The following is a 21722-nucleotide window of genomic DNA, read 5'->3' on the forward strand; positions in this document are numbered from 1 at the left end:
AGCCTTGACTTAATGTCTGTTTAATTTCTTTATTTACGTTTTTTTATGAACAAATCAGAACTAATTAGCGCTATCGCCGAAAAATCCGGCCTTAGCAAAGTGGACGCCAAAAAAGCGTTGGATGCTACCCTCGAAACTATTTCCGGAGAAGTGAAAGCTGGCGGTAAAGTGGTATTGGTAGGATTCGGAACATTCTCTGTCTCTGAAAGAAGCGCCAGAAAAGGGATCAACCCCCGTACAAAAAAATCGATCAACATCCCGGCGAAAAAGACAGCAAAATTCAAAGCCGGTTCAGAGCTGTCCAATCTCTAAGATCCTGGTTGATTGTAGAATAAAAAAGGAGCAAATTGACAGATTTGTTCCTTTTTTAGGGGCTGTGCCGTAGAGATAAATAACTCTGCGGTGTGGTTTCATGACGGACAAATCGTAAAATTTCTGTAAAAAATTGTTCTTACAAAAGAAAAAATCCCTACCTTTGTCCTCCCAAAAAATGACTCCGTAGCTCAGTTGGTAGAGCAAATGACTCTTAATCATTGGGTCGAGAGTTCGAGCCTCTCCGGGGTCACTTATTAAAGCGCTTAAATATAGATATTTAGGCGTTTTTCTTTTTATATAGCCTCTATAAATCACAGTCGTTTTTTCCTGTTTTTGCGTTGGTTTTTGATGTTTTGGTAAACCGGGATGTAAACCGGAAAACCGTATGAATACAACAAGCCTTAAAAAACAGGGAGTCTGTTACCTACCCCCATAGAACATTTTGCCAACCCTATTTGTCTATAATATATCTACATTAGCCAGTCAAAATATAATGGATTTGATGTGGACTCATTTTTGTTATAATATATCTATGATTACATTTCTTTCGGAAGGTATCTATTGTGAAGCGGGTAATTTTTACATTGACCCGTGGAGGCCGGTAGATAAAGCCTTAATCACCCACGGTCATGCAGATCACGCCCGATGGGGAATGAAACATTATTTATGCCATCATTATACTGAACCGATATTAAAAAGCAGGATGAGTGCGGATATTGACGTACAAAGTGTCGGGTACAATGAAGTGATCCATATCAATGGTGTCAAAGTCTCTTTCCATCCCGCCGGACATATTATCGGCTCGGCACAGGTACGTTTGGAATATAAAGGCAGGATAGTGGTGGTTTCGGGGGATTACAAAATACAGGATGATGGATTGTCCACTCCCTTTGAACCTGTCAGGTGCCACGAATTTGTGTCGGAGAGCACTTTTGGGTTGCCCATTTATAATTGGCTTCCGGTTTTGGATTTGAACAGGCAGTTACAGGATTGGGTATTGCAAAATCAGACAAATGGTAAGACTTCGGTATTAATTGGTTATTCTTTGGGCAAGGCACAGCGTATTATGAAAGCCCTGGAAGGAATGGGTACATTATACGTGCATTATTCTATCGGAAAACTGAACGAGGCTTACGAAAGTGTGGGTATCGATCTGCCGGATTATCATACTATTGACCTGAGGGAAGACGTCAGGTATCTGGACAAAGGTATCGTGATCGTACCACCCTCCCTGGCGGATTCTAATGTTATCCGCAAGATTCCGAATCAGGCAACGGCTATTTGTTCGGGCTGGATGCAGGTGCGGGGTGCCCGCCGTTGGCGAAGTGCGGATGCCGGTTTTGCCATCAGTGATCATGCCGATTGGAATGGGCTGCTTGAAGCCATAAAAGCGACCGAAGCCGAAAAAGTATATGTCACGCACGGTCAGACCTCCATTTTTACCCGCTACCTGAATGAAATTGGCATACCTGCGGAAGAAGTGAAAACGGCTTTTGGTGATGAAGAGGAAGAAGACAAAACGCTTTTAAGCAATGAAGCATTCCCTACGCATGAACAGCCGGAAATAAATTAATAATCCCATTTATATGAAATCATTTGCCCGCCTGGTAAGCGCATTGGACAGTACCAACAAGACCACTCAAAAACTGGAGGCTATCGACCGTTTTCTGAACGAAGCAGAAGAGGATGACAAGTTGTGGCTATTGGCCTTGTTCACGGGCAAACGTCCCCGCCGTAATATCCACAGCGCCTTAATGAGGCAATGGGCAATAGAGCGGTCAGGCATTCCGGAATGGCTGTTTTCAGAAAGCTATTCATCGGTGGGCGATATGAGCGAAACCATCGCCCTTATCTTACCACAACCTCATGACAGTATAGAGAGAAGCCTGTCGGAATGGATGGATTTGATTATCGGGTTGAAAGACAAATCCGAGGAAGAAAAGAAATGTTTTGTGTTGGAGTCGTGGGATGCACTATCGTCTACCGAACGTTTTATTTTCAACAAGTTATTAGGCGGCAGCTTCCGCCTCGGTGTTTCTTCCAAAACCCTCATCAATGCACTTGCCAAACGTTATGATCTCGATGCAAATGCCGTTACGCACAGCATCATGGGAGATTGGAAAATGGGCGAAATAACCTTTGAAGGGTTGGTAAATGGTCATTATACGGACACCCAGCTTTCCAAGCCCTATCCTTTTTGTCTGGCATATCCTTTGGATAAGGCACCGGAAGAATTGGGCGACATAGGCGAATGGCAGACAGAATATAAATGGGATGGTATCCGGGGGCAGTTTATCAAACGGAACGGGGAGGTTTTCATCTGGTCGCGGGGGGAAGAACTGGTGACCGGACAATTTCCTGAAATCCGGGATGAGTTGCTGCAATGGAAGGATGATTTCGTTATAGACGGTGAAATATTGGTCATAAAAGACGATCAGGTACTCAATTTTTCGGAACTTCAGAAACGTCTCAACCGGAAAACGCTCACCAGAAAAATGATGGAAGAGCTACCTGTCCGGGTTTTTGCATACGATTTGTTGGAGTGGGAGGGAGAGGATTGGCGCGGGAAAACGATGCATGAACGCAGGGCAAAGTTGGAAATGCTGTTCCAACTCAATCCATCCAGCCATTTACGACTTTCCGCGATTATACCCTGCTCAGGCTGGGATGAATTAACGCCTGTCAGGGAAAGCGCCCGGGATATTAACAGTGAAGGCCTGATGCTCAAGCACAGGCAATCGCCTTACCATACCGGACGTAAAAAAGGCAATTGGTGGAAATGGAAAATTGATCCTTTGACCATTGATGCGGTTTTGATCTATGCCCAGAAAGGAAGCGGCCGTCGCAGTGCCTATTATACCGATTATACCTTTGCCGTGAAAAGCGAGGGCAAACTCGTCACCATCGCCAAAGCCTATTCGGGTTTGACAGACAAGGAAATCCAGGAAGTCAGCCGTTTTGTGAATAAAAATGCCCTGGAGAAATTCGGCCCTGTCCGTACAGTGAAACCTGAACTGGTGTTTGAAATTGCCTTTGAGGGCATCGGTTTCAGCACACGGCACAAATCGGGCGTGGCACTGCGTTTTCCACGGATTTTGCGGTGGCGCAAAGACAAAACCGTCGATGAAATTGATGATATTGAGGAAATTAAGAAACTGATTAAATAACGCGCTTTGGCCAGGAAATTCCAACAAACAGAAGGATATACTATTATTGCGCGATGGATGCGGTCCAAAGGCAATATACCGTTTGGTTTTCAGGAGAGAACCTGGGAGCGCTACGCCAATGGTTACAGTGGAATGGTCATCGCACCGACGGGATTTGGAAAAACATTTTCCATCTTCCTGGCTGTGCTGAGCGACTTTATGAACCACCCCGACCAGTATAAAAGCGGGTTAAAGCTTCTATGGATTACTCCGCTACGCTCACTTGCCAAAGATCTGGGAAGAGCCATGCAGGAAGCCATAGAAGAAATAGGGCTTGACTGGACGGTGGGTGTACGCAACGGTGATACAGAGGTGAAAGTAAAACAACGCCAGAGCAAGTCGATGCCGGATGTGCTACTGGTGACGCCCGAAAGCCTCCACTTGCTGTTGGCACAAAAAGGGAGGCAGAGTTTTTTCAAAAACATACGATGTGTTGCCGTGGATGAATGGCACGAGCTTTTGAGTACGAAACGTGGTGTGATGGTGGAATTAGCGTTGGTTTACCTGAAAAGCCAACATAAAAAACTGCGTGTCTGGGGTATCACGGCTACTATCGGCAATCTTGACGAAGCCATGGATGTTCTGTTGCCTGCCGAAAAAAAGAAAACAAAAGTCATTGCCAAAGAGAAAAAACAGATTGAGATCTTGCCGGTGTATCCCGACGAAGTGGAAGTATTACCCTGGGCCGGTCATCTCGGTGGTAAACTGGCGGACAAGGTTGTTCCGATCATTTTGGCAAGCAAATCCACCCTCATTTTTACTAACACCCGCAATCAGAGTGAGATGTGGTATCAACTTCTGTTGGATGCCTATCCCGATTTTGCAGGAAAGCTGGCCTTGCACCACAGTTCGATCGACGGGAACATCCGGCAGTGGATAGAAGAGGCGTTGAGCGAAGGCAGATTGAAAGCTGTAGTATCGACTTCGTCATTGGATTTAGGCGTGGATTTCAAGCCGGTAGATACCGTTATCCAGATCGGGTCGAGCAAAGGTGTGGCAAGATTTATGCAACGTGCGGGCAGAAGCGGACATTCACCGTATGAAGTATCCAAAATCTATTTTGTTCCGACACATTCCCTGGAACTTATCGAAGTATCGGCATTGAAAGAAGCGGTCAAGACGCAAACTATTGAACGGCGGGAACCCATGGTGATGACCTTTGACGTGCTGGTCCAGTTTTTAGTAACCATCGCATTAGGTGGAGGATTCAAGGCTGATGAACTGTTTGCCGTTATCAAAAGTACATTTGCGTTTTCTGAAATCACGGAAGAAGAATGGCGGTGGTGTATCATGTTCATCACACAGGGTGGCAGTGTGGGTAAAAATTATGAGGAATTTCACAAAGTGGTCAGACAGGAAGACGGATTATTTGTGGTTCAAAAACGGCGTATAGCGATGCTGCACCGCATGAATATCGGCGTCATCGTGAGTGATGCCATGTTGCGGGTGAAATTTATTTCAGGCGGATACCTGGGCATGGTGGAAGAGTATTTTATTTCCAAATTGAAAAAAGGCGATAAGTTTATTCTGGCCGGGAGAATAGTAGAATTGGCACATATCAAAGAAATGACCGTGTATGTCAGAAATGCCGCGGGCAAAGCCATTGCACCAAGCTGGCTCGGTGGACGGTTGTCATTGACTTCCAATCTCTCCTATTTTCTACGGCAGAAGTTGGCTTTATCGGCACATCCGCAGGCGAAAGAAAAAGAGCTTAATTTCCTGCATCCTTTACTGGCAAGGCAGAGCGAGCATTCGCATATCCCTGCTGTTGATGAATTTTTAGTGGAGTTCATCAAGACCCGGGAAGGATACCATCTGTTTATGTATCCTTTTGAGGGCCGGTTGGTGCATGAGGTGATGTCAGCGCTTATTGCGCACCGTATCAGCCGATTGTATCCGATCAGCTTTTCAATAGCGATGAATGACTATGGGTTTGAACTGTTTTCCGATTCGGAAATCAGGCTTTCCGAACAGGAACTTCAGCAAGTCCTCAGCAGGGAAAACCTTATGCAGGATGTCGTCGACAGTATCAATGCCACGGAAATGGCCAGGCGGAAATTCCGGGATATTGCCGTAATTTCGGGGATGGTTATTCGAAACGTATATGGAAAGCAGCGTAACAATAAATCATTGCAGTCCTCATCGGGACTTATATTTCAGGTGCTGGAGGAATATGAACCCCGCAGTCTTTTACTACGCCAGGCTTATGCCGAAGTGTTTAATCAGCAACTGGAAGAAGAACGGTTAATCGCTGCGTTCAATCGCATCAACCAAAGCAAGATCATTTACCGGTTTTCAACGGGATTTACTCCCTTGAGCTTCCCGATAAAAGTGGACAGCCTGCGCCAATCCCTGTCGAGCGAAGATCTGGCAGCACGTATCGTGAAGTTGCAGGAAAGAACATTAAAGCAACCTAAAAAGCGTATATGAAACAAGCATGAAGTTAAGAATAAAGAATAAAGAGCAAGGAATAAAGACTTTATTAATTGACAATTGACAATGGATAATTGACAATGAATTGCAAATCGACGTAGTCAAATCTTGACTTCTTCTCATCTTATACTTCAAACTTCTTAGTTCTAAATTCCAATTTCTAACTTCTTCCAGATTCTAAAAATATTCTATATGCCGACAAAAAAAATTATATGAAACTATCGGAACATCCTCTGTTATTTGGTGGACAGAAACTACTTCTAAACAATCAACGGACGATCTATTGGCCCCGGGAAAATGTGCTGATACTATCCGATCTGCATCTGGGAAAAGCGGCTCATTTTCGTAAACACGGCATAGCATTACCCACAACCGTAAGTGAGCATGACCTGTTCCGTTTGCAACAACTGTTGGTTCATTACCACCCAGGACAAATGATCATTGTAGGAGACCTGGTTCATGCCGGCGCAAATAAGGAAGTGGAATCTTTCAGAAGCCTGGCTTTGCAGTTTCCGGAAACCTGTTTTTCGCTCATCAGGGGCAACCACGACAGGTATGCTCCCAAAAAGTTGAATGAATTGGGCATTACCCATTATTATGACACCCTGCAATTGCAAAATATTCACTTCTCCCATTACCCTGTCCAAAGTGAAATCCCGACCATCAGCGGGCATACTCACCCCGGAGTGAGTATCCGTATGCCCCACGGGAAGTACCTGAGATTTCCCTGTTTTGCCCTTGCAGGCAATCTGCTTATCCTGCCTGCCTTCAGTTTATTTACCGGTTTGGATACCCATTCTCTGCCAGAAAATACGGTTTGTTATGCGATTCACGAAGACGGGATTTTCATTGTCTGAGTTATATACGATAACGGATACTTTAAAATTGAAATACTTTCAACTAACGAGAATACACCAATCAACGCCGATCCTATCATTCGAATTTGATCTCCCCGTTATCAGGAATAGCGGAAAAGAGATTCGGGGCATACCAGTCAGCCCTTTTTGGAACGTGTAAATCGAGATTAAGTTTATTGTTGAGCTTTTCAATAAGGTATGCCGAAAGGAGCGGTGATGATTTTTCTTCGTTCTGGTGAACGAAAAAACACAATTGCCTCAATCCTGAATCTTTCCATTGAATAATTCGCTCACCCCAATCATCTATGCGCCTGTAGTCTATTTCGTCTACATTACAACCCGTGAAACGAATAAAAGCTGTGGGTGTTGTCAGCCGCATATGCATCATATCGCGCCTGCCGGCAGTATCCACGATAACATTGGCAGTATGATGCGTTTCAAGGAAATGGCAATACTCGTTCCAAATTTTTTTGTCGGAGTACCATTCTTTGCTTCGCACTTCTACCGCCAGCGGAATAACTTTCGGGAAATCCGTCACAAATGCTTTTAGTTTGTCGAAACCTTTGACGCCGAAGTTTTCGTGTAGTTGCAGAAAACAGATCCCCAGTTTTTCTTCGAAATGGGAAATGGCATCGCAATACATCTTTGTAAGCTCTTCTACATTGTCTAAGCGGCGCATATGACTGATAGATTGTGTGATTTTCGGGAAAAACTTAAATCCGTCCGGAGTTTTGTTTTTCCATTTCACCACCTGGTCTGCCTTCGGCATACTGTAAAACACGGAATTCATTTCGATGGAATTAAATTGCCGTGAATAAAACCCTTCAAATCGGTTTTGTTCCATTTAGCGCAACCGATATATACTTCAAAGGGTCCATTTGGGGCACTCTTCAAAATTTCTTTCGTTGCTGCATCATCGGCAGGAATGTTGAAATCTATACCTGTAGGATCTTCTACCTTTCCGTACTTCATAAACTCATCGTTTAGGATGTCACTGTTTTTTATCTTCTCTGGGTTTATTCTCCATTGAACCCCTCCAGCTAAATCGTTTTCAGCTCTGGATTTTAAACTAATTTATAACCTATGGGTTTTAATTAGCCTTCTTCCCAACCGCAAGGGGGGCTTTACCGAACAAAGCCTTTTTAAGCGCTAATGCACTTTGTTCGGTAGAAAGCCTTACTGCTTCTATATGATCCAATGGATTTAATAAACCATAATCATGGATAAATCCGTTGTAGGTCTGAATCGTCGTTGGGACACCAGCTTCATCTAACTTTCTTGCATAAGCTAATCCTTCATCAAAAAGAATGTCATTCTCCGCCAATTGCACCAATGCAGGGGGAAGTCCTTTCAACTGGTCGATAGAAGCATTGAAAGGGGTTGCATAATATTCTTTGCGTTTTGCTGTATCCGGTAGATAATTGTCCCACATCCACTTCATCAACGAAGCGGTAAGGAATCGTCCATCAGCATATTTATGCCATGAATCATGCGAAAAATCTGCGTCAGTTACAGGCCACAACAGCAATTGGAATTTAATATGCGGTCCACCTTTGTCTTTTGCCATCAGACAGGTCACGGTACTCATATTTCCACCTACGCTGTTTCCTGCAATAGCTAAATTTGATCCATCCACTCCTATTATATCTCCATTTGCAGCCACCCACTTTGTTGCGGCATAGATTTCATTGATAGCAACCGGATACTGTGCTTCGGGCGATGGTGTATAATCCACAAAAACAGCTGCTGCACCACTGTTTACAACCAGATCACGTACAAGTCTTTTGTGTGTGGGGTAATCTCCCAAAATCCAACCTCCACCATGAATGTATATAAATACCGGAAGCTTTTCTTCTTTTGCTTGCTCAGGTTTTATAATATGGATATTTACTGTAATTCCATCCTGTGTAATCTCTCTTTCCGTTTCATTGATACCGGAATAGTCAACCTCTACAGATTTTTGCGTATCTATAAGTACCTGTCTTGCTTCCGGGGGTGTAAGAGTTTCCAGGGGCTTTCCGCCGCTATTATTGAGCGCATTTAAAAATTCCCTGATCTGAATTAAAATTTGCGGGTCCTTTTCACCCTGAATTGTCTGTGCCATAATTAAAATTTTTAATGATGAATGTATTTGACTGTCTTAACCATCTTTTCGGGCCGGGATGGATTTTAACCGCATACATAACACACATTGGTTATATCGATTAAGACTTCTAATAAGCTCATACTATCCATGATTTTATATAACAAATTTCAAAGCAATCTGTTAGTGAGAAATAGCTAAATTATGGGAAGTATCCTTAATCACAATTATTTTTCTCTGCTTGCATGTTTTTCCCTAACTTTGTGATTTAATAAAACAGCACATCTGAATGAGCCGATTAAAATATTCTATTACCTTACTGCTTCTTTGTATGTTAGCATTTTCAGTCAACGCTCAACGAAACATTGATTTTGTAAATCCGATGGTGGGTACGAAAAGCATGGGACATACATTTCCGGGAGCATGTGCTCCTTTTGGTTTGGTACAGTTAAGTCCCGATACTGAAATGATTCCCCACAACATTGATGGGGTTTATCAGCCCGATGCTTATCGCTATTGCGCCGGATATCAGTACGACGATAAAACGATTGTTGGTTTCAGTCACACACACTTCAACGGGACGGGACACTCCGACCTGGGCGACATCCTTATCATGCCGATGACCGGAGAGGTGAAACTGGATATGGGTACGGCTCAGGATCCCGGTAGCGGATACCGTTCGCGTTTCAGTCATGAGAAAGAAAAAGCTGAAGCTGGGTATTATTCCGTGATGCTGGATGATTACGGTATCCTGGCGGAATTGACGGCTTCCGATCGGGTAGGGGTGCATCGGTATACTTTCCCGGAAGGGACTGAAACGGGGCATATCGTGATCGATCTTGATTACGGTATTTACTATTACGACGGTAAGACGCTGATGGCCAACCTGCGGGTGGAAGATCCCTGTACGCTCACGGGTTATCGTATCACACGGGGCTGGTCGCGCATGAACTATACCCATTTTGCCGTGAAGTTCTCCAAGCCGATAGTCAAATACGGTTGCCGTAACAATGAAAAGGTGAAATATAACGGCTTTTGGCGTAAATTTGATATGACGGAGAATTTTCCCGAGATGTTCGGAACCCGCCTGACCGCATTCTTCGATTTCGATTTTTCTGACGGGCAACCGCTCGAAATTCAGGTCGCCCTATCACCCGTGGATTGTCTGGGTGCAATGAAGAACTTACAAGCCGAGACCGAAACGAAATCGTTCGATGAGATATGGGAACAGACGCAGCAAAAATGGGAAAAAGAATTAGGTTGTATAGAAATGGATGCCGATGATGATACCAAAGCTGTTTTCTATACGGCGTTGTACCATACGATGATCAATCCTTCCATTTATCAGGATGTAGATGGCCGCTATCGGGGTATCGACCACAATATTCACCAGGCGGAAGAGGGTCAGGTCAACTATACGATCTTTTCTGTCTGGGATACGTTCCGTGCTCAGCATCCGTTGATGAACCTGGTCAAACCGGCCCGAAGCACGCAGTTTGTCAATTCAATGCTCCACCACTACCAACAAAGTGTACACCGGGCATTACCCGTCTGGTCGCATATGGGTAATGAAAACTGGTGTATGATCGGTTACCATTCGGTTTCGGTGGTGTCAGATGCCATTGCCAAAGGGTTGGATATTGATAAAAAACTGGCGTTAGAGGCGTGTCTATATAGTTCCAACGTGGATTATTATGATGGGATCAAAGAATACACAGCGTTGGGGTATGTGCCTCTGGAGCGGAGCGGTTCGGCTGCTTCCGTCACATTGGAATATGCGTACGACGATTGGACGATTTATACATTGGGCAAGCAGTTGGATGATAAAGAGGTGGCCGATGAATATGCACGCCGTGCACTGAACTACCGGAATGTATTCGACCCATCGCTTGGCTTTGCCCGTCCGAAACTGCAAGACGGAACGTTTAAAAAGGATTTCGATCTGTTGGATACGCACGGACAGGGATTTATTGAGGGAAATACGTGGAACTATTCGTTCTTTGCACCTCACGATGTAGACGGATTAATAAAGCAGATGGGTGGAGAAAGGCAGTTTGTCCGTCGTCTGGATTCGTTGTTTACCATGCATCTTCCTGCAAAGTATTTCGAAAATACGGAAGATATCAACGAAGAAGGTTTAATGGGAAATTATGTGCATGGGAACGAGCCGAGCCATCATGTACCCTATCTGTATAGATGGACAGATGAGCCGTGGAAAGCACAATCACGGTTACACTCCATCATGAAGCAGATGTACAAGAATAAAATCGATGGCTTGTCGGGGAATGATGATTGCGGCCAGATGTCCGCCTGGTATATCTTTTCTTCGATGGGTTTTTATCCTGTTTGTCCCGGCTCCGACCAATATGTCATTGGTTCCCCGTTGGTGAAAGAGGCCGTTATAAACCTCGAAAACGGGAAAAGATTTACCGTGAAAGCGGAGAATTATGCCGATGAGAATGTATATGTAAAATCGATAAAACTGAATGGCAGCCCTTACCGCAAAAGCTTTATTACCCATTCCGATATAGTAAACGGAGGTGAACTGGTGTTTGAAATGAGCAGTAAGTCAAACAAAAAATCGTCGTCCTACCAAAAACCCTATTCATTCACACACTAAATCGTAATGATATTCTTATAAAGGATAATGACCAGGACGGTTTCAGAACTAAGCATTCCGGAACGGTTTTATCCGTTTAAAAAAAGAGTTGAAACACTTGGATTGATTTTGTTTCTTAAGAGAGAGACTAATTTAGTGAATATGATAATATGCAATCAATCTTGTTGAGTCTTGATCCTAAAGAGTTACATATTCCAACAAATAAATAATCTATGAAACGAGCATGTAAGTCAATCTGATAATAATTTGGTGATTTAATGATTTAATTTGTAAATCGATAAATTGCTATATCTGTGAATGTCTTTGTTTTTTGCTCTTTATTCTTTGTTCTAAATAAAATAATCATATGAAAATCAGGAAAATTTCGTTCGCCTTGTTCGCCTTGTTCGTGTTGTTCTACATGTGTTGTTCTTCCGGATTGTTCTCCCAGGAAAAAGTAAGTGATTGGAAAAGATTCCGGTATCCCGAAATCAATTTTGTGAATAAAGCCTCCGGTACAAAAGGTTGGGAAATCTACAACCGCATCATTCCCGCCCCCGGAAAATATATCAATGCAGCCATTCTGGAAGTGGTCCAAACGTTGTATTGGAGCGAAAAAGACTCAATTCCCGGGGTTAGAAAAATCAATTACGAATTGAGGGATATTGATGGCATATCAGCCAAAGGCGGTACTCCCCCTGAAATTACAATCTTCTACAGCTCGCGTTGGGTTGAAAAATCTGAAAAGGATGCCGGTGATGAGAAAGTACTGTTTGAAACGCGGGGAGTTTTGCTTCATGAACTAACGCATGGGTTCCAACTCGAGCCGCAAGGTATAGGAACGTATGGTGACGGTGGTGAGTTCTGGATTTTTATCGAAGGCATGGCTGATGCTGTGCGGATCCATAACGGAGGTTTCCCTCAAGACAATCGCAAACCGGGTGGAAGTTGGAAAGACGGTTATCAGCGTACCGGCTATTTTCTGGACTGGCTTACCACAAAAGATCCCGATTTTCTCCGCAAATTCAACAGGTCGGCCCTTGATATCGTTCCCTGGGGATTCGATAAAGCCCTTAAATACGTTCTGGGTCAGCATCACAGTGTAGATGTACTATGGGATGAGTATCAGAAGTATCTGCAAACGAATCCCGGCAAAGATTAGTTATTGGAAGTAATCATACGGGTCACTTTGATTTATTTTATGGCTTCTTGCCATTTGAAAATATTTCATCTCTTTTCCTGCGTTTTTTGATGATATCAGAACGTAAAAGGAAAACTACACAGAATTTAATTCTGTAAATTTGTGTATTCATAAACTATAAATACTATGACTACAAGAAGAGAATTTATCAGAAATATCGCGATCGGCACTGCCGCTGTATCGGTAGGCGGTGTATTACCGGGTTTTAGTGCAAGAAGTTATAATAACATTGTCGGTGCCAATGAGAAAATAAGGATGGGCGCCATTGGAGTAAATTCACGGGGAAATGCACTGGCCGGAGGATTTGCAAAGGAGAAAGGTTGTGAGATAGCCTATGTATGCGACGTGGATAAACGTGCCATGGAAAAATGTATAGCCAGCGTAGTAAAAATTGGTGGTAACACTCCGATAGGAGAGAAAGATATCAGAAAATTGCTGGAGAAAAAAGATATGGATGCCGTCTTCATTGCCACACCCGAGCATTGGCATGCCCCCGCTGCCCTTATGGCGATAAAAGCCGGAAAACATGTTTATGTGGAAAAACCAACGAGTCATAATCCTGCTGAAGATGAAATCTTGATGCAGGCGGTGAAGAAATACAATGTAGTGGCGGGGACAGGGATGCAGCGCAGGTCATGGCCGAATGTGATCAATGCGGTACAGGAAATAAAAGACGGCGTGATTGGGAAGGTATATTTCGGTAAAGCCTGGTATGTAAACAACAGGGCTTCCATAGGAACGGGTAAGGTTACTGCAGTACCTGATTGGCTCGATTGGGAATTGTGGCAGGGTCCTGCTCCCAGGGTGGCTGAATACAAGGATAATTATCTTCATTACCACTGGCATTGGTTCTATAACTGGGGAACCGGCGAAGCAGGAAACAATGGTGTACACTTTCTGGATATTCTGAGATGGGGGATGGATCTGACCTATCCCACGCACGTAAATTCTTCGGGAGACAGATATGTTTACCGTGACGATTGGCAGTTCCCGGATACCCAGATAATCAATCTCGAATATGGAGATAACAAGTTGATCACTTGGGAAGGCAGAAGTTGTAATAGTCGCAACATTGAAGATTCTTCGGTAGGTTGCGTATTCTACGGAGAGACCGGCAGTCTGGTTATCGGAGGAGGAAATGCTTATAAGGTATATGACCTGAAAAATAAACTGGTGAAAGAGGTAACCAGTGAAATGTCGTTTAAAGCCGGAGATATCACCAATCCTACTCAACAGCTCGATTCATTCCATTTCTCGAACTTTCTGGACGGTATCAGAAAAGGCACCCCTTTGAATGCCGATATTAATGTGGGGTGTATCAGCACAACTCTGGCTCATTTAGGTAATATTGCCCAGCGTACAAAAACTACATTCAGGACAGATCCTGTAAACGGACATATTATTAACAACCGTGCAGCCGGTAAGCTCTGGAACAGGAAATATCAAAAAGGCTGGGAAATGAAATTATAAACCGTTTTTTGAAAATTCTCTTTTTATTCCGCCGGAAGAACTATGAATCATTCATATTTTCCTTCCGGCGGCTTTTTGTTAACCAATTGAATATTTAGTCTATTTCACTATATTAATGGAGCGACCGGAAAGTGGAAGCGGTGAGGATAGCAGTATGCATTGGTTAGGTTATGGTTTTTGTAATTTATCATTGAGGGATTGAATCGCATTTAAAATAATTATTTCAGCGTCCTCTGTAACAGGACTTGATAGAATTTCATATCCACCTTCGCCATATGCTTCTTTTGTGCCGATATAAAATGGGCCATAGTCTCCATAAGCAGCCATTGTCACGAATTTATCAGGTGCCATTGCTTTTGCTGCCAATTGGTATTCTACAAACAATTCCCCCGGCATAAAGAAAATTTGCGCCTCATTTACAGTAAGACAACCGATATCAATGGTCTTTCCTTCCAATACACGTTTATACCATCCTAATCGTCCCATATTATTCGCCAGATAAGGACCGTTACCTGTTGCCATGTTTTTCTCAATTTCGGCTGTGGAGGGATTTGCCGGTAACAGGATGGGTTCCGTTGTCCATCTGACATTTTTTGCGGAAACAGGATATTTCCTTATGTTATGCCAGGCGCGTTCCATTCCGTCAGCCATTTTTTCGGCCAATAGGAACCGATTTTCATGACTGCCATCATTATATTTGCCCGCAGCAATATTTCCTCCCGCACCATTAAAATGGACATGTAATGCATCCGGAACAGCTAACTGGCGTAGAAACCGTGCAATTCCGGGAAAATCGGGATTTGCAATTCCTGTACGGTAGTAACTTTGCGGATGAGTGGCATAGAAACTCAAAACCGCCAATGGTTTGTCTTTATTCCAGAAACTGATTAAAGAGACATCAGGATCAATAAGCCCTTCGGGTTTATCTCTCAGCAAAGAGTCATTACATGCAGATCCCCGCATTGTCTTTATTTTTCCATCCACCATATCCACTCTCCGGTTGGAAGCAACCTCATACACCGGAGCTTTACCCAGGCCAATATCGGTAACAGGCTGTAATACCTTACCGGCGTTGATAATCGCCTCCTGAATATTTTTTATGAGTATCCTGGCAAAAGAACCATCAAAACATCCTACAGGAAGATTATTTTCTTTTAATAATCTCTCTGCCGTAAAATCACATATAGGTGCATCATGTTGGTGAACGGTATGTACTGCCACCCGTTCCGGGGTAGTCCCGGCTGCGACGGCCAAAGATTGTTTAAAAATATCTTGTGATTCATTGGAAATTCCTATCCAGTCGATAGCACATAAAATTATAGGCGCTCCCGCCCCGGTTAATACAATTCCTTTTGCACGTAATCCCAAATCAGATGAATTGATCATGCGATCATATGTCAATTGGCTTCCTACAGGGGGAGTTGCATCTACGTCAAATACCCCAATCTTTAACTCTCCGGATGATTTTTCCGATTTCGTACCAATACGCTGGGAAATACTTTCCATAGGTTGAATAACATTTGCAGTGGCTGCAACGGCCATGCCAGCGGTTATGGTGGTGAGAAACGATCTTCGCGATATATTTTTTGTTTTCATCTCTTTGCCTATTTTTTGCACTGGAGTATTCCGAATAATTTACCGGCAGTTTATAAATTTATAGAGAGCTCCTATTTTACCGGTGAGTATATTCGGGGAATCTTTCTCCTACTCCTTTCAGATCAAGAAATCAAATGCAACTTATCTCTATTCTCATATACTTTCATAATTGCATTGATTACATCATCCATGTCTTTCTGGGTTGCTAATAGCGGCCCGCTTGCCCACAACATTACCATATTGTCACATACCCAATCGCAATTGGGCAGGTTCAGGTCCGCCTTGAACTGTTGTCTTCTTTCAGGCGTGTACATGGTCTGGTATTCTTTTCTTGCGAGAATATTGTCAGTCCATGGTTCCCTGTGCAATCCGTTTCTAATATAGGGACTTAGAGATATTCCCTCTGCCGCAACGGCTTTTAAGAACACATTGCGGTGGGCATTGTTCCAGTGTTCCTTATGGTAAGCCATGGTATATAAATAGAAGGAACCTTTGGTTGTTCCTTTGTACAGTTTCTGAGGTACGAGCCCTTTGAATCCTTTCAATTTGGAACTCAGGTAAGCGGCATTCCGGTTACGTGTTTCAAATTGCTCCTCTGCACGGGTCAATTGTTCCAAAAGTACGGCCGCCTCAAACTCATTCATCCTATACTTGGGTCCTATCGTTGCATGGGAACCTTTCTTGCTGGTTCCATGATTCATTACCGTATAACAATTATCCAGGAGTTGTTCATTATTACTGATGATACCGCCTCCTTCTCCACAACAGATAGTCTTGCTGGTCTGGAAGCTAAAGCATCCGGCATCTCCTATTGTTCCCAATTTTTTACCCTGATATACGGCGAGATGAGCCTGACATGCGTCTTCAATAACTTTTAAATTATGCTTTTTGGCGATACTCATTATGCTTTCCAGATCGGCCGGTTGTCCCATCATGTGGACCGGTATAATAGCTTTTGTGTTTTTATTCACTTTTTTCGCAACCCAGGCGGGATCCAGCTGAAATGATTCCTTATCCAGGTCAACCATAACGGGAAGCGCGCGGGCGCTTATGATGGCGGAGATAGTTCCCATATCAGTATAGGGGCTGGTTATTATTTCGTCCCCGGGGCCAAATCCCATCGCCTCTACCACGGTATGCAGGGCTTGGGTACCTGAGCCGGTGGTAACACAGCCTTTTACTCCCATAAGTTTTGCATATTCCCGTTCAAATGTAGCTACGGTCCCTGCACTGGGATTATCTATCCGGTTCCATTTGCCCGACCTGATTACATGGGTCACTCTTTCCACAATTTTCTCATCCACGTAGGGCCATGCAGGCCATACTTTTCCTTTCACTAAGGGTTCGCCACCCAATGCAGCCAATTTACCGCTTTCTTTAACATAGATATTGTTGGATATGCTTTCCATCGGTTTTATGGCGCTGGCGGTAGCCGCCACCACCGTACCTGCCGATACGGTTGTCAGAAATGATCTTCTTGATACTTTATTTGATTTCATTGTGTAATTGTAATTTTAATTATTTACAAATCCGGTTTTCACAATCTGATACTTTTCAGCGTCATTTACAGGATCAGGATGTTTATAAATCAATACACCATCCGCATGTTCCCTTCCGCTTCGAATTACTTCTTCTACGTAGGAGGGAGTAGAAGCCCCCAGTCGGGAATGAGCTGTCAGATATACATCGATATAAATTGGCATCTGCCCCTTGAAGAGGCTTCTCAGTTTTGCAATTTCCTGCTCAACCAATTCGGCATTCTGAAGATTTCCTCCCTCAGATTCTGCCCGGTATGGAAACAGTATCCCATCGAGCAGTGGTGCATATTTTTGTGCAAAATCAGCCGTTATCTGCCGATAATAGGAGCAGGGAATAAATTGAAGTGATGGGTTTATTTTATCGATTTCATTCATCATTTTCTTCACATATTCCGGCGTATAAAAAGTAAGGTTATGTACAAAATCATCAATACTGAATGCGACCAGATTAGGATAATTTACACTAAGCTTTGCGATCTCTTCCGACCATCTGATATAGTCTGTTCCAAAAGGCTCTGAATTCCATTTAGCTTTTGGTTTTGATTCGGAAGGCGGTACTAAGGAAACCCATACAGCGATCCGGTTTTTTAATGCCATGGGAAGAAAAAGCTTCAGGTCATCCCAGTCGTTTTCATTTTGCCATATTAGCCAGTTATATGTATTTGCATTGAGATCTTTCAATTGTTCAATCAACTTATCAAGATCTGCCCGCCCGTTTGAAAGTTTTGGTAAGCCGGCATAAGTACCCAGTACCATCCGTTGTTCAGGAGAGAATTTGAATGTATCTTCCGACAGTTTTTCGGTTGAGCCACAACTGGAGAAAAACAGGCAATAGCCGACGAGAAGTGATGCAATCGCTGTTGCCACGGTACCTGAAGATACGGGAGTGAAAAAGGATATTCTTGTTATTTTGTTCGATTTCATCGTCCTTTTGAATTATTTATGAAATACAATTACAATAAGTGCCGGTTTGAAAATGGATTATGAGAAATGATTTAGGGTAATTCTACTTTGATCAAATCTTCTATCTCTTTCCCATTATGCATAAAGCGGGCTAAAGTATATACGTTTCCTGCATCGTCCAAAGCAATGGAATTTACATAGGTAGGATAAGCCTTGTCTTCATAAAATACAGGTCCCAGATCTCTGTATTCTTTTTTCGGGATGTCGTAAGTTACGATATGAAGATGTTCCAATCCTTTCGCTGCACCCATATTAATTTTGTCAAGTCCGGTAACTCTTTTTCCGTTCTCGTAGATAGGAGCACCGGTTAAATAATGGATTACCCCGTTTTTATCAATCATGAACCCAAGATATCCATAGCTGAACTGGTCAAACATTCCGCTTTTCTTTGAAGGTCCGGAAGTGATACGGTCGATTATTTCAATTTTCTTTTCCTTTGGATCAAAAGTAAACAGATAGCCGGAATTACCATGAACTCCATAGGCTTTGTTTTCCGGTCCATACCAATATATCTTTCTCCAGTTATAGCCCATGCTTCCCGCATCTTTAGGGTCATACGAACCAAAGTAATCAATTCGTAGATCAACGCCTTCCAGTTTTTCCGGAGCGGACAAAGAAGGATTGTAATAGTATATATCGCCGTCCCCTGTAGAATAATATACATTTCCATCCCGGGGATCCACAAACATTGAACGGCAGATTACCCTGAAGTTATCTGTGCCTAATTGAGTTTCACCGGCTTTTGATACCGGGCCTAAATTCCGGAGGGTACCGGTTTTTATGTCATGATGAACCAGTAACCCTTTTGGCCATGTGAGTCCGTACAACTGGTCCCGTTCCTGGTCCATCACCATAGTAATAATACCTTCTCCTTCAGGAGCAATTGACAAACTCTTCAATTCCTTTGTATTTAAATCGTAGTAAACAAAATGTCCGCCGGGATATAATTGATAGCCTTCCGGAGCTACTGTGGGTACATTTTCCGCACCGTCTATCATCTGGTAATATCCCAGATGAGTAGCAAAATACAATTTTTTATCTTTCTCGTAGAATTCCACATGGCTTTTCCCTTGCGCGATATATTTTTGTTGTTTTTCGCCTAAAGCTTCAGATAAATCGGCAATAAATTCTGTTTTATCAGTCTGGGGATCATAGCTATAGAATTGTCCTCCCACATCATGTCTCGTAGATGATAATACATAATATATTTTTCCGTCGCTTGCCTTGGATATCGCATTGTAGGTATCATGGGCGTCATCAAATCCTGAAAAATACCTTTTTGCAACCAGAGGAGATTGATTATCAGACTGATCTGCCCTTTTATTGCCGGTAGAATCAGTCTGGCTTTCATTGCATCCAGCCAAAAAAAGCAACATTAAAATAGAAATAAAAACAGTTTTCTTCATTTTTGTTAATTTTTTATTGATATTATAAAGTTTTAATTATTTTCTCACAAAAGATAATTCCAGATTACTTATGATCTCATTAATCCTGTTCACCGTGGCCTCTGTAATTCTTCCCGCAGGGTCTTTTGTCATCAATCGGGTGTAGCTTTTATCGATCATCATATATTCCCCCGAGTACTCAGGCATATTCAGTTTACGTTCGCTTGCTTCCTGTGTTTCAAAATAAGTCTTCTCCATATAAGTAAAATCCCAAATCGTCATCGTGCACCTCCCCTCTTCATACGTCATACGTAAACTATAAGTCACATAGATAGCAAACAATTGTGCCACCTTGGCATCGATTTCGAGATAATCGGTTATTCTACAAACAGTAGAATCTCTGCTATTGAAAAGAAACACTCCGGAATACGGATCTAATTTGTTGTTCAAATAAGCTATTGACCTTTTCATGAACTCTTCCTTATCCAGGTCGTGCTCAAAATTAACAGAAAAAACAACCTTTCCGTCCACCACGGGAATTGAATCTTTTGAGAATTCAACAGATTGTGCATATCCCAGCATGGGGAATAAAAAGATGAACAACAAGCAAAACTTGAGAGTATAACCTCTTTCTGATAGAATTATAGCAATGTTGTGCATACACTTTAGATTTAATTGATGAGTAATTTTCTTAATTTCCCTTGAATACTTAGTTTGTTTATTTTTCTAATAAATTTTTATATCCGTTGAGTATAACAGGTTCGATCTGGGTGGACCATTTTGCCGGAAGTCCATATACGCGCTGTGATGTGTCACCCTCGTATCCGCCTTCCTCTATCACTTTGGCAGAAGGAATATATGAAACGATATCATTGGTATACCCCATTACGAAAACTTCTTGTCCGTACACCTCTTTCAATTGAATTGCGTAAGAGACCAGCACTTCTCCCCCCATTATAAACAGTGATTGATTTCCTATTTTCCAATATTGTATAGGGTAGGAGTATGATTTTATGAATGTCCCCTTCTTTTTATATTCACCGATCATTCCTCTTGCCCATCGTGCCTGATAGTCGCTACCCTTTGCTATTTCTTCTAATTGTTGTATGGGTAATGGCTTATCGAACGGAAGATCAATTTCATCATATTTATCCACAAGCAGACTTGCCTGTATATTCATTTTGCCAGACAGTACAGCCTCTACGGATGCCGCCAGTTGTTTTCCGTATTGTATTGCCAAAGGAAGGGTACGTCTCGGCAAAGGATTCTGATCTGCGCCGGCTCCCTGAAAGAACATGGCTATTGCACCCGGATGCGATTTTTCCAATTCTATTTGAGCGAATCCCGGATAATCACCTGAAAATTCATTGATAGATAATGTAGTCGGGTGGCACGCATAACCAAAAATAATAGCTATTAAACTTTTGTCTAGTCCTTCTACTTTAATGACGGGTACGGCATAGTCATTAGGGCCATTCAGGCTGGTGGTAGAGGTTAATTGATTTTCTTTATTATTCCGCCGGTTTACCTGAAAACGGGCAGTGCCGTTTTCTGTATAGATCTTTGCCGGTTTTAGATTGGTCATTGATTCTCCGACTAATTGAAAGAGCATTTTTTCCAATTGTGCGGTGTATTGATCGACTTTTTTCCAATTCCCGGCATCCATAGGGTAAATATATTCCAATCCTCTCGCGACAACAGGCCCTGAATGGGTATGTGAACAACTTAGTGCGATCTGAGATTTATTCAACCCATATTTTCGTCCTATTTTCTCTCTCAACGCATCCGAGAAGTCTTTGGGAATTCCTAACAGGTCCATTGTTACCAGCACTGATCGGTTTCCCTGCATATCTTCCATCAGGAGGGCTTTTGCCCACAGATCATGTATCTTTCCTTCAGACGGTGAAGTTCTGCTCGAGTAACCGGCCATCCAAACCGAAGAAGAAGGAGTGATATTTTTGCGGGCTACCCCTACTTTCCATATATCATGGCTGCCGGAAGCCTGTCCGAAAGAGAAGAATGTACCTCCAATCAATAAAATGATGAAAACAAAACGATTATCTAATTTCATTTTGA

Annotated in this window: 17 protein-coding genes and 1 tRNA gene; 9 read left to right on the top strand and 9 right to left on the bottom strand. The window is 42.9% G+C overall.

Translation table 11 applies throughout. The features are described from left to right. The first annotated feature begins 45 nt into the window (after positions 1 to 45). From Q0502_RS12655 to pdeM, 6 genes are all read left to right on the top strand, one after another. Entirely contained in the window at positions 46 to 312 is a 267-nt protein-coding gene (locus tag Q0502_RS12655) for an HU family DNA-binding protein (protein ID WP_298651258.1), read from the top strand. A 180-nt stretch (positions 313 to 492) separates the two neighbouring features. Further along, a tRNA-Lys gene (locus Q0502_RS12660) sits at positions 493 to 565 on the top strand. Positions 566 to 847: 282 nt separating this feature from the next. Further along, entirely contained in the window at positions 848 to 1888 is a 1041-nt protein-coding gene (locus Q0502_RS12665) for a ligase-associated DNA damage response exonuclease (RefSeq protein ID WP_298651260.1), read from the top strand. Positions 1889 to 1901: 13 nt separating this feature from the next. Beyond that, positions 1902 to 3482 (top strand): ATP-dependent DNA ligase, encoded by a 1581-nt coding sequence (locus tag Q0502_RS12670; RefSeq protein ID WP_298651262.1) that lies wholly within the window; start codon positions 1902 to 1904, stop codon positions 3480 to 3482. 6 nt (positions 3483 to 3488) lie between these two features. After that, on the top strand, positions 3489 to 5951 hold the full coding sequence (locus Q0502_RS12675) for a ligase-associated DNA damage response DEXH box helicase (protein ID WP_298651264.1): 2463 nt from the start codon (positions 3489 to 3491) through the stop codon (positions 5949 to 5951). 215 nt (positions 5952 to 6166) lie between these two features. After that, entirely contained in the window at positions 6167 to 6811 is a 645-nt protein-coding gene (gene pdeM / locus Q0502_RS12680) for a ligase-associated DNA damage response endonuclease PdeM (RefSeq protein ID WP_298651266.1), read from the top strand. Between the two features lie 76 nt (positions 6812 to 6887). Here the strand turns inward: pdeM and Q0502_RS12685 are convergent, their stop codons facing one another. The 3 genes from Q0502_RS12685 to Q0502_RS12695 form a co-directional block, all read right to left on the bottom strand. Further along, positions 6888 to 7580, bottom strand: coding sequence for a DUF72 domain-containing protein (locus Q0502_RS12685; RefSeq protein WP_298651268.1), 693 nt, complete (start codon positions 7578 to 7580; stop codon positions 6888 to 6890). Positions 7581 to 7597: 17 nt separating this feature from the next. Continuing rightward, positions 7598 to 7783, bottom strand: a complete 186-nt coding sequence (locus Q0502_RS12690) for a hypothetical protein (protein ID WP_298651270.1) — start codon at positions 7781 to 7783, stop codon at positions 7598 to 7600. A gap of 118 nt (positions 7784 to 7901) precedes the next feature. Continuing rightward, positions 7902 to 8915, bottom strand: coding sequence for an alpha/beta hydrolase (locus Q0502_RS12695; RefSeq protein WP_298651272.1), 1014 nt, complete (start codon positions 8913 to 8915; stop codon positions 7902 to 7904). 268 nt (positions 8916 to 9183) lie between these two features. Here Q0502_RS12695 and Q0502_RS12700 point away from each other — a divergent pair, with 268 nt between their 5' ends. The 3 genes from Q0502_RS12700 to Q0502_RS12710 all read left to right on the top strand — a co-directional run bounded on the left by Q0502_RS12700 (position 9184) and on the right by Q0502_RS12710 (position 14164). Next, positions 9184 to 11514, top strand: coding sequence for a GH92 family glycosyl hydrolase (locus Q0502_RS12700; protein ID WP_298651274.1), 2331 nt, complete (start codon positions 9184 to 9186; stop codon positions 11512 to 11514). Between the two features lie 346 nt (positions 11515 to 11860). Beyond that, positions 11861 to 12655 (top strand): basic secretory protein-like protein, encoded by a 795-nt coding sequence (locus Q0502_RS12705; RefSeq protein ID WP_298651276.1) that lies wholly within the window; start codon positions 11861 to 11863, stop codon positions 12653 to 12655. 165 nt (positions 12656 to 12820) lie between these two features. Then, entirely contained in the window at positions 12821 to 14164 is a 1344-nt protein-coding gene (locus Q0502_RS12710; protein WP_298651278.1) for a Gfo/Idh/MocA family oxidoreductase, read from the top strand. A 168-nt stretch (positions 14165 to 14332) separates the two neighbouring features. Here the strand turns inward: Q0502_RS12710 and Q0502_RS12715 are convergent, their stop codons facing one another. From Q0502_RS12715 to Q0502_RS12740, 6 genes are all read right to left on the bottom strand, one after another. Beyond that, entirely contained in the window at positions 14333 to 15760 is a 1428-nt protein-coding gene (locus Q0502_RS12715) for a twin-arginine translocation signal domain-containing protein (RefSeq protein WP_298651280.1), read from the bottom strand. A gap of 122 nt (positions 15761 to 15882) precedes the next feature. Continuing rightward, positions 15883 to 17259 carry a DegT/DnrJ/EryC1/StrS family aminotransferase gene (locus Q0502_RS12720; protein WP_298651281.1) on the bottom strand — a complete coding sequence of 459 codons (1377 nt, stop codon included), beginning with the start codon at positions 17257 to 17259 and terminating at the stop codon, positions 15883 to 15885. A 15-nt stretch (positions 17260 to 17274) separates the two neighbouring features. After that, the gene (locus Q0502_RS12725; RefSeq protein WP_298651283.1) at positions 17275 to 18222 is read right to left on the bottom strand and encodes a hypothetical protein; all 948 of its coding nucleotides are present in this window, start codon (positions 18220 to 18222) and stop codon (positions 17275 to 17277) included. Between the two features lie 71 nt (positions 18223 to 18293). Further along, positions 18294 to 19667, bottom strand: a complete 1374-nt coding sequence (locus tag Q0502_RS12730; RefSeq protein WP_298651285.1) for a hypothetical protein — start codon at positions 19665 to 19667, stop codon at positions 18294 to 18296. A gap of 36 nt (positions 19668 to 19703) precedes the next feature. Beyond that, the gene (locus Q0502_RS12735; protein ID WP_298651287.1) at positions 19704 to 20306 is read right to left on the bottom strand and encodes a hypothetical protein; all 603 of its coding nucleotides are present in this window, start codon (positions 20304 to 20306) and stop codon (positions 19704 to 19706) included. A 58-nt stretch (positions 20307 to 20364) separates the two neighbouring features. Next, complete coding sequence (locus tag Q0502_RS12740; RefSeq protein WP_298651289.1) at positions 20365 to 21717, bottom strand: neutral/alkaline non-lysosomal ceramidase N-terminal domain-containing protein; 1353 nt, start codon at positions 21715 to 21717, stop codon at positions 20365 to 20367. Positions 21718 to 21722: the final 5 nt, after the last annotated feature.

This window comes from uncultured Proteiniphilum sp. (genome assembly GCF_937873925.1).
GTDB lineage: Bacteria > Bacteroidota > Bacteroidia > Bacteroidales > Dysgonomonadaceae > Proteiniphilum.

Bases quoted from the DNA above. Each gene is read 5' to 3' on its own strand.
- Q0502_RS12655 (WP_298651258.1), top strand. From the start codon at position 46: ATGAACAAATCAGAACTAATTAGCGCTATCGCCGAAAAATCCGGCCTT.
- Q0502_RS12665 (WP_298651260.1), top strand. From the start codon at position 848: ATGATTACATTTCTTTCGGAAGGTATCTATTGTGAAGCGGGTAATTTT.
- Q0502_RS12670 (WP_298651262.1), top strand. From the start codon at position 1,902: ATGAAATCATTTGCCCGCCTGGTAAGCGCATTGGACAGTACCAACAAG.
- pdeM (WP_298651266.1), top strand. From the start codon at position 6,167: ATGAAACTATCGGAACATCCTCTGTTATTTGGTGGACAGAAACTACTT.
- Q0502_RS12685 (WP_298651268.1), bottom strand. From the start codon at position 7,580: ATGCCGAAGGCAGACCAGGTGGTGAAATGGAAAAACAAAACTCCGGAC.
- Q0502_RS12690 (WP_298651270.1), bottom strand. From the start codon at position 7,783: ATGAAGTACGGAAAGGTAGAAGATCCTACAGGTATAGATTTCAACATT.
- Q0502_RS12695 (WP_298651272.1), bottom strand. From the start codon at position 8,915: ATGGCACAGACAATTCAGGGTGAAAAGGACCCGCAAATTTTAATTCAG.
- Q0502_RS12700 (WP_298651274.1), top strand. From the start codon at position 9,184: ATGAGCCGATTAAAATATTCTATTACCTTACTGCTTCTTTGTATGTTA.
- Q0502_RS12705 (WP_298651276.1), top strand. From the start codon at position 11,861: ATGAAAATCAGGAAAATTTCGTTCGCCTTGTTCGCCTTGTTCGTGTTG.
- Q0502_RS12710 (WP_298651278.1), top strand. From the start codon at position 12,821: ATGACTACAAGAAGAGAATTTATCAGAAATATCGCGATCGGCACTGCC.
- Q0502_RS12715 (WP_298651280.1), bottom strand. From the start codon at position 15,760: ATGAAAACAAAAAATATATCGCGAAGATCGTTTCTCACCACCATAACC.
- Q0502_RS12720 (WP_298651281.1), bottom strand. From the start codon at position 17,259: ATGAAATCAAATAAAGTATCAAGAAGATCATTTCTGACAACCGTATCG.
- Q0502_RS12725 (WP_298651283.1), bottom strand. From the start codon at position 18,222: ATGAAATCGAACAAAATAACAAGAATATCCTTTTTCACTCCCGTATCT.
- Q0502_RS12730 (WP_298651285.1), bottom strand. From the start codon at position 19,667: ATGAAGAAAACTGTTTTTATTTCTATTTTAATGTTGCTTTTTTTGGCT.
- Q0502_RS12735 (WP_298651287.1), bottom strand. From the start codon at position 20,306: ATGCACAACATTGCTATAATTCTATCAGAAAGAGGTTATACTCTCAAG.
- Q0502_RS12740 (WP_298651289.1), bottom strand. From the start codon at position 21,717: ATGAAATTAGATAATCGTTTTGTTTTCATCATTTTATTGATTGGAGGT.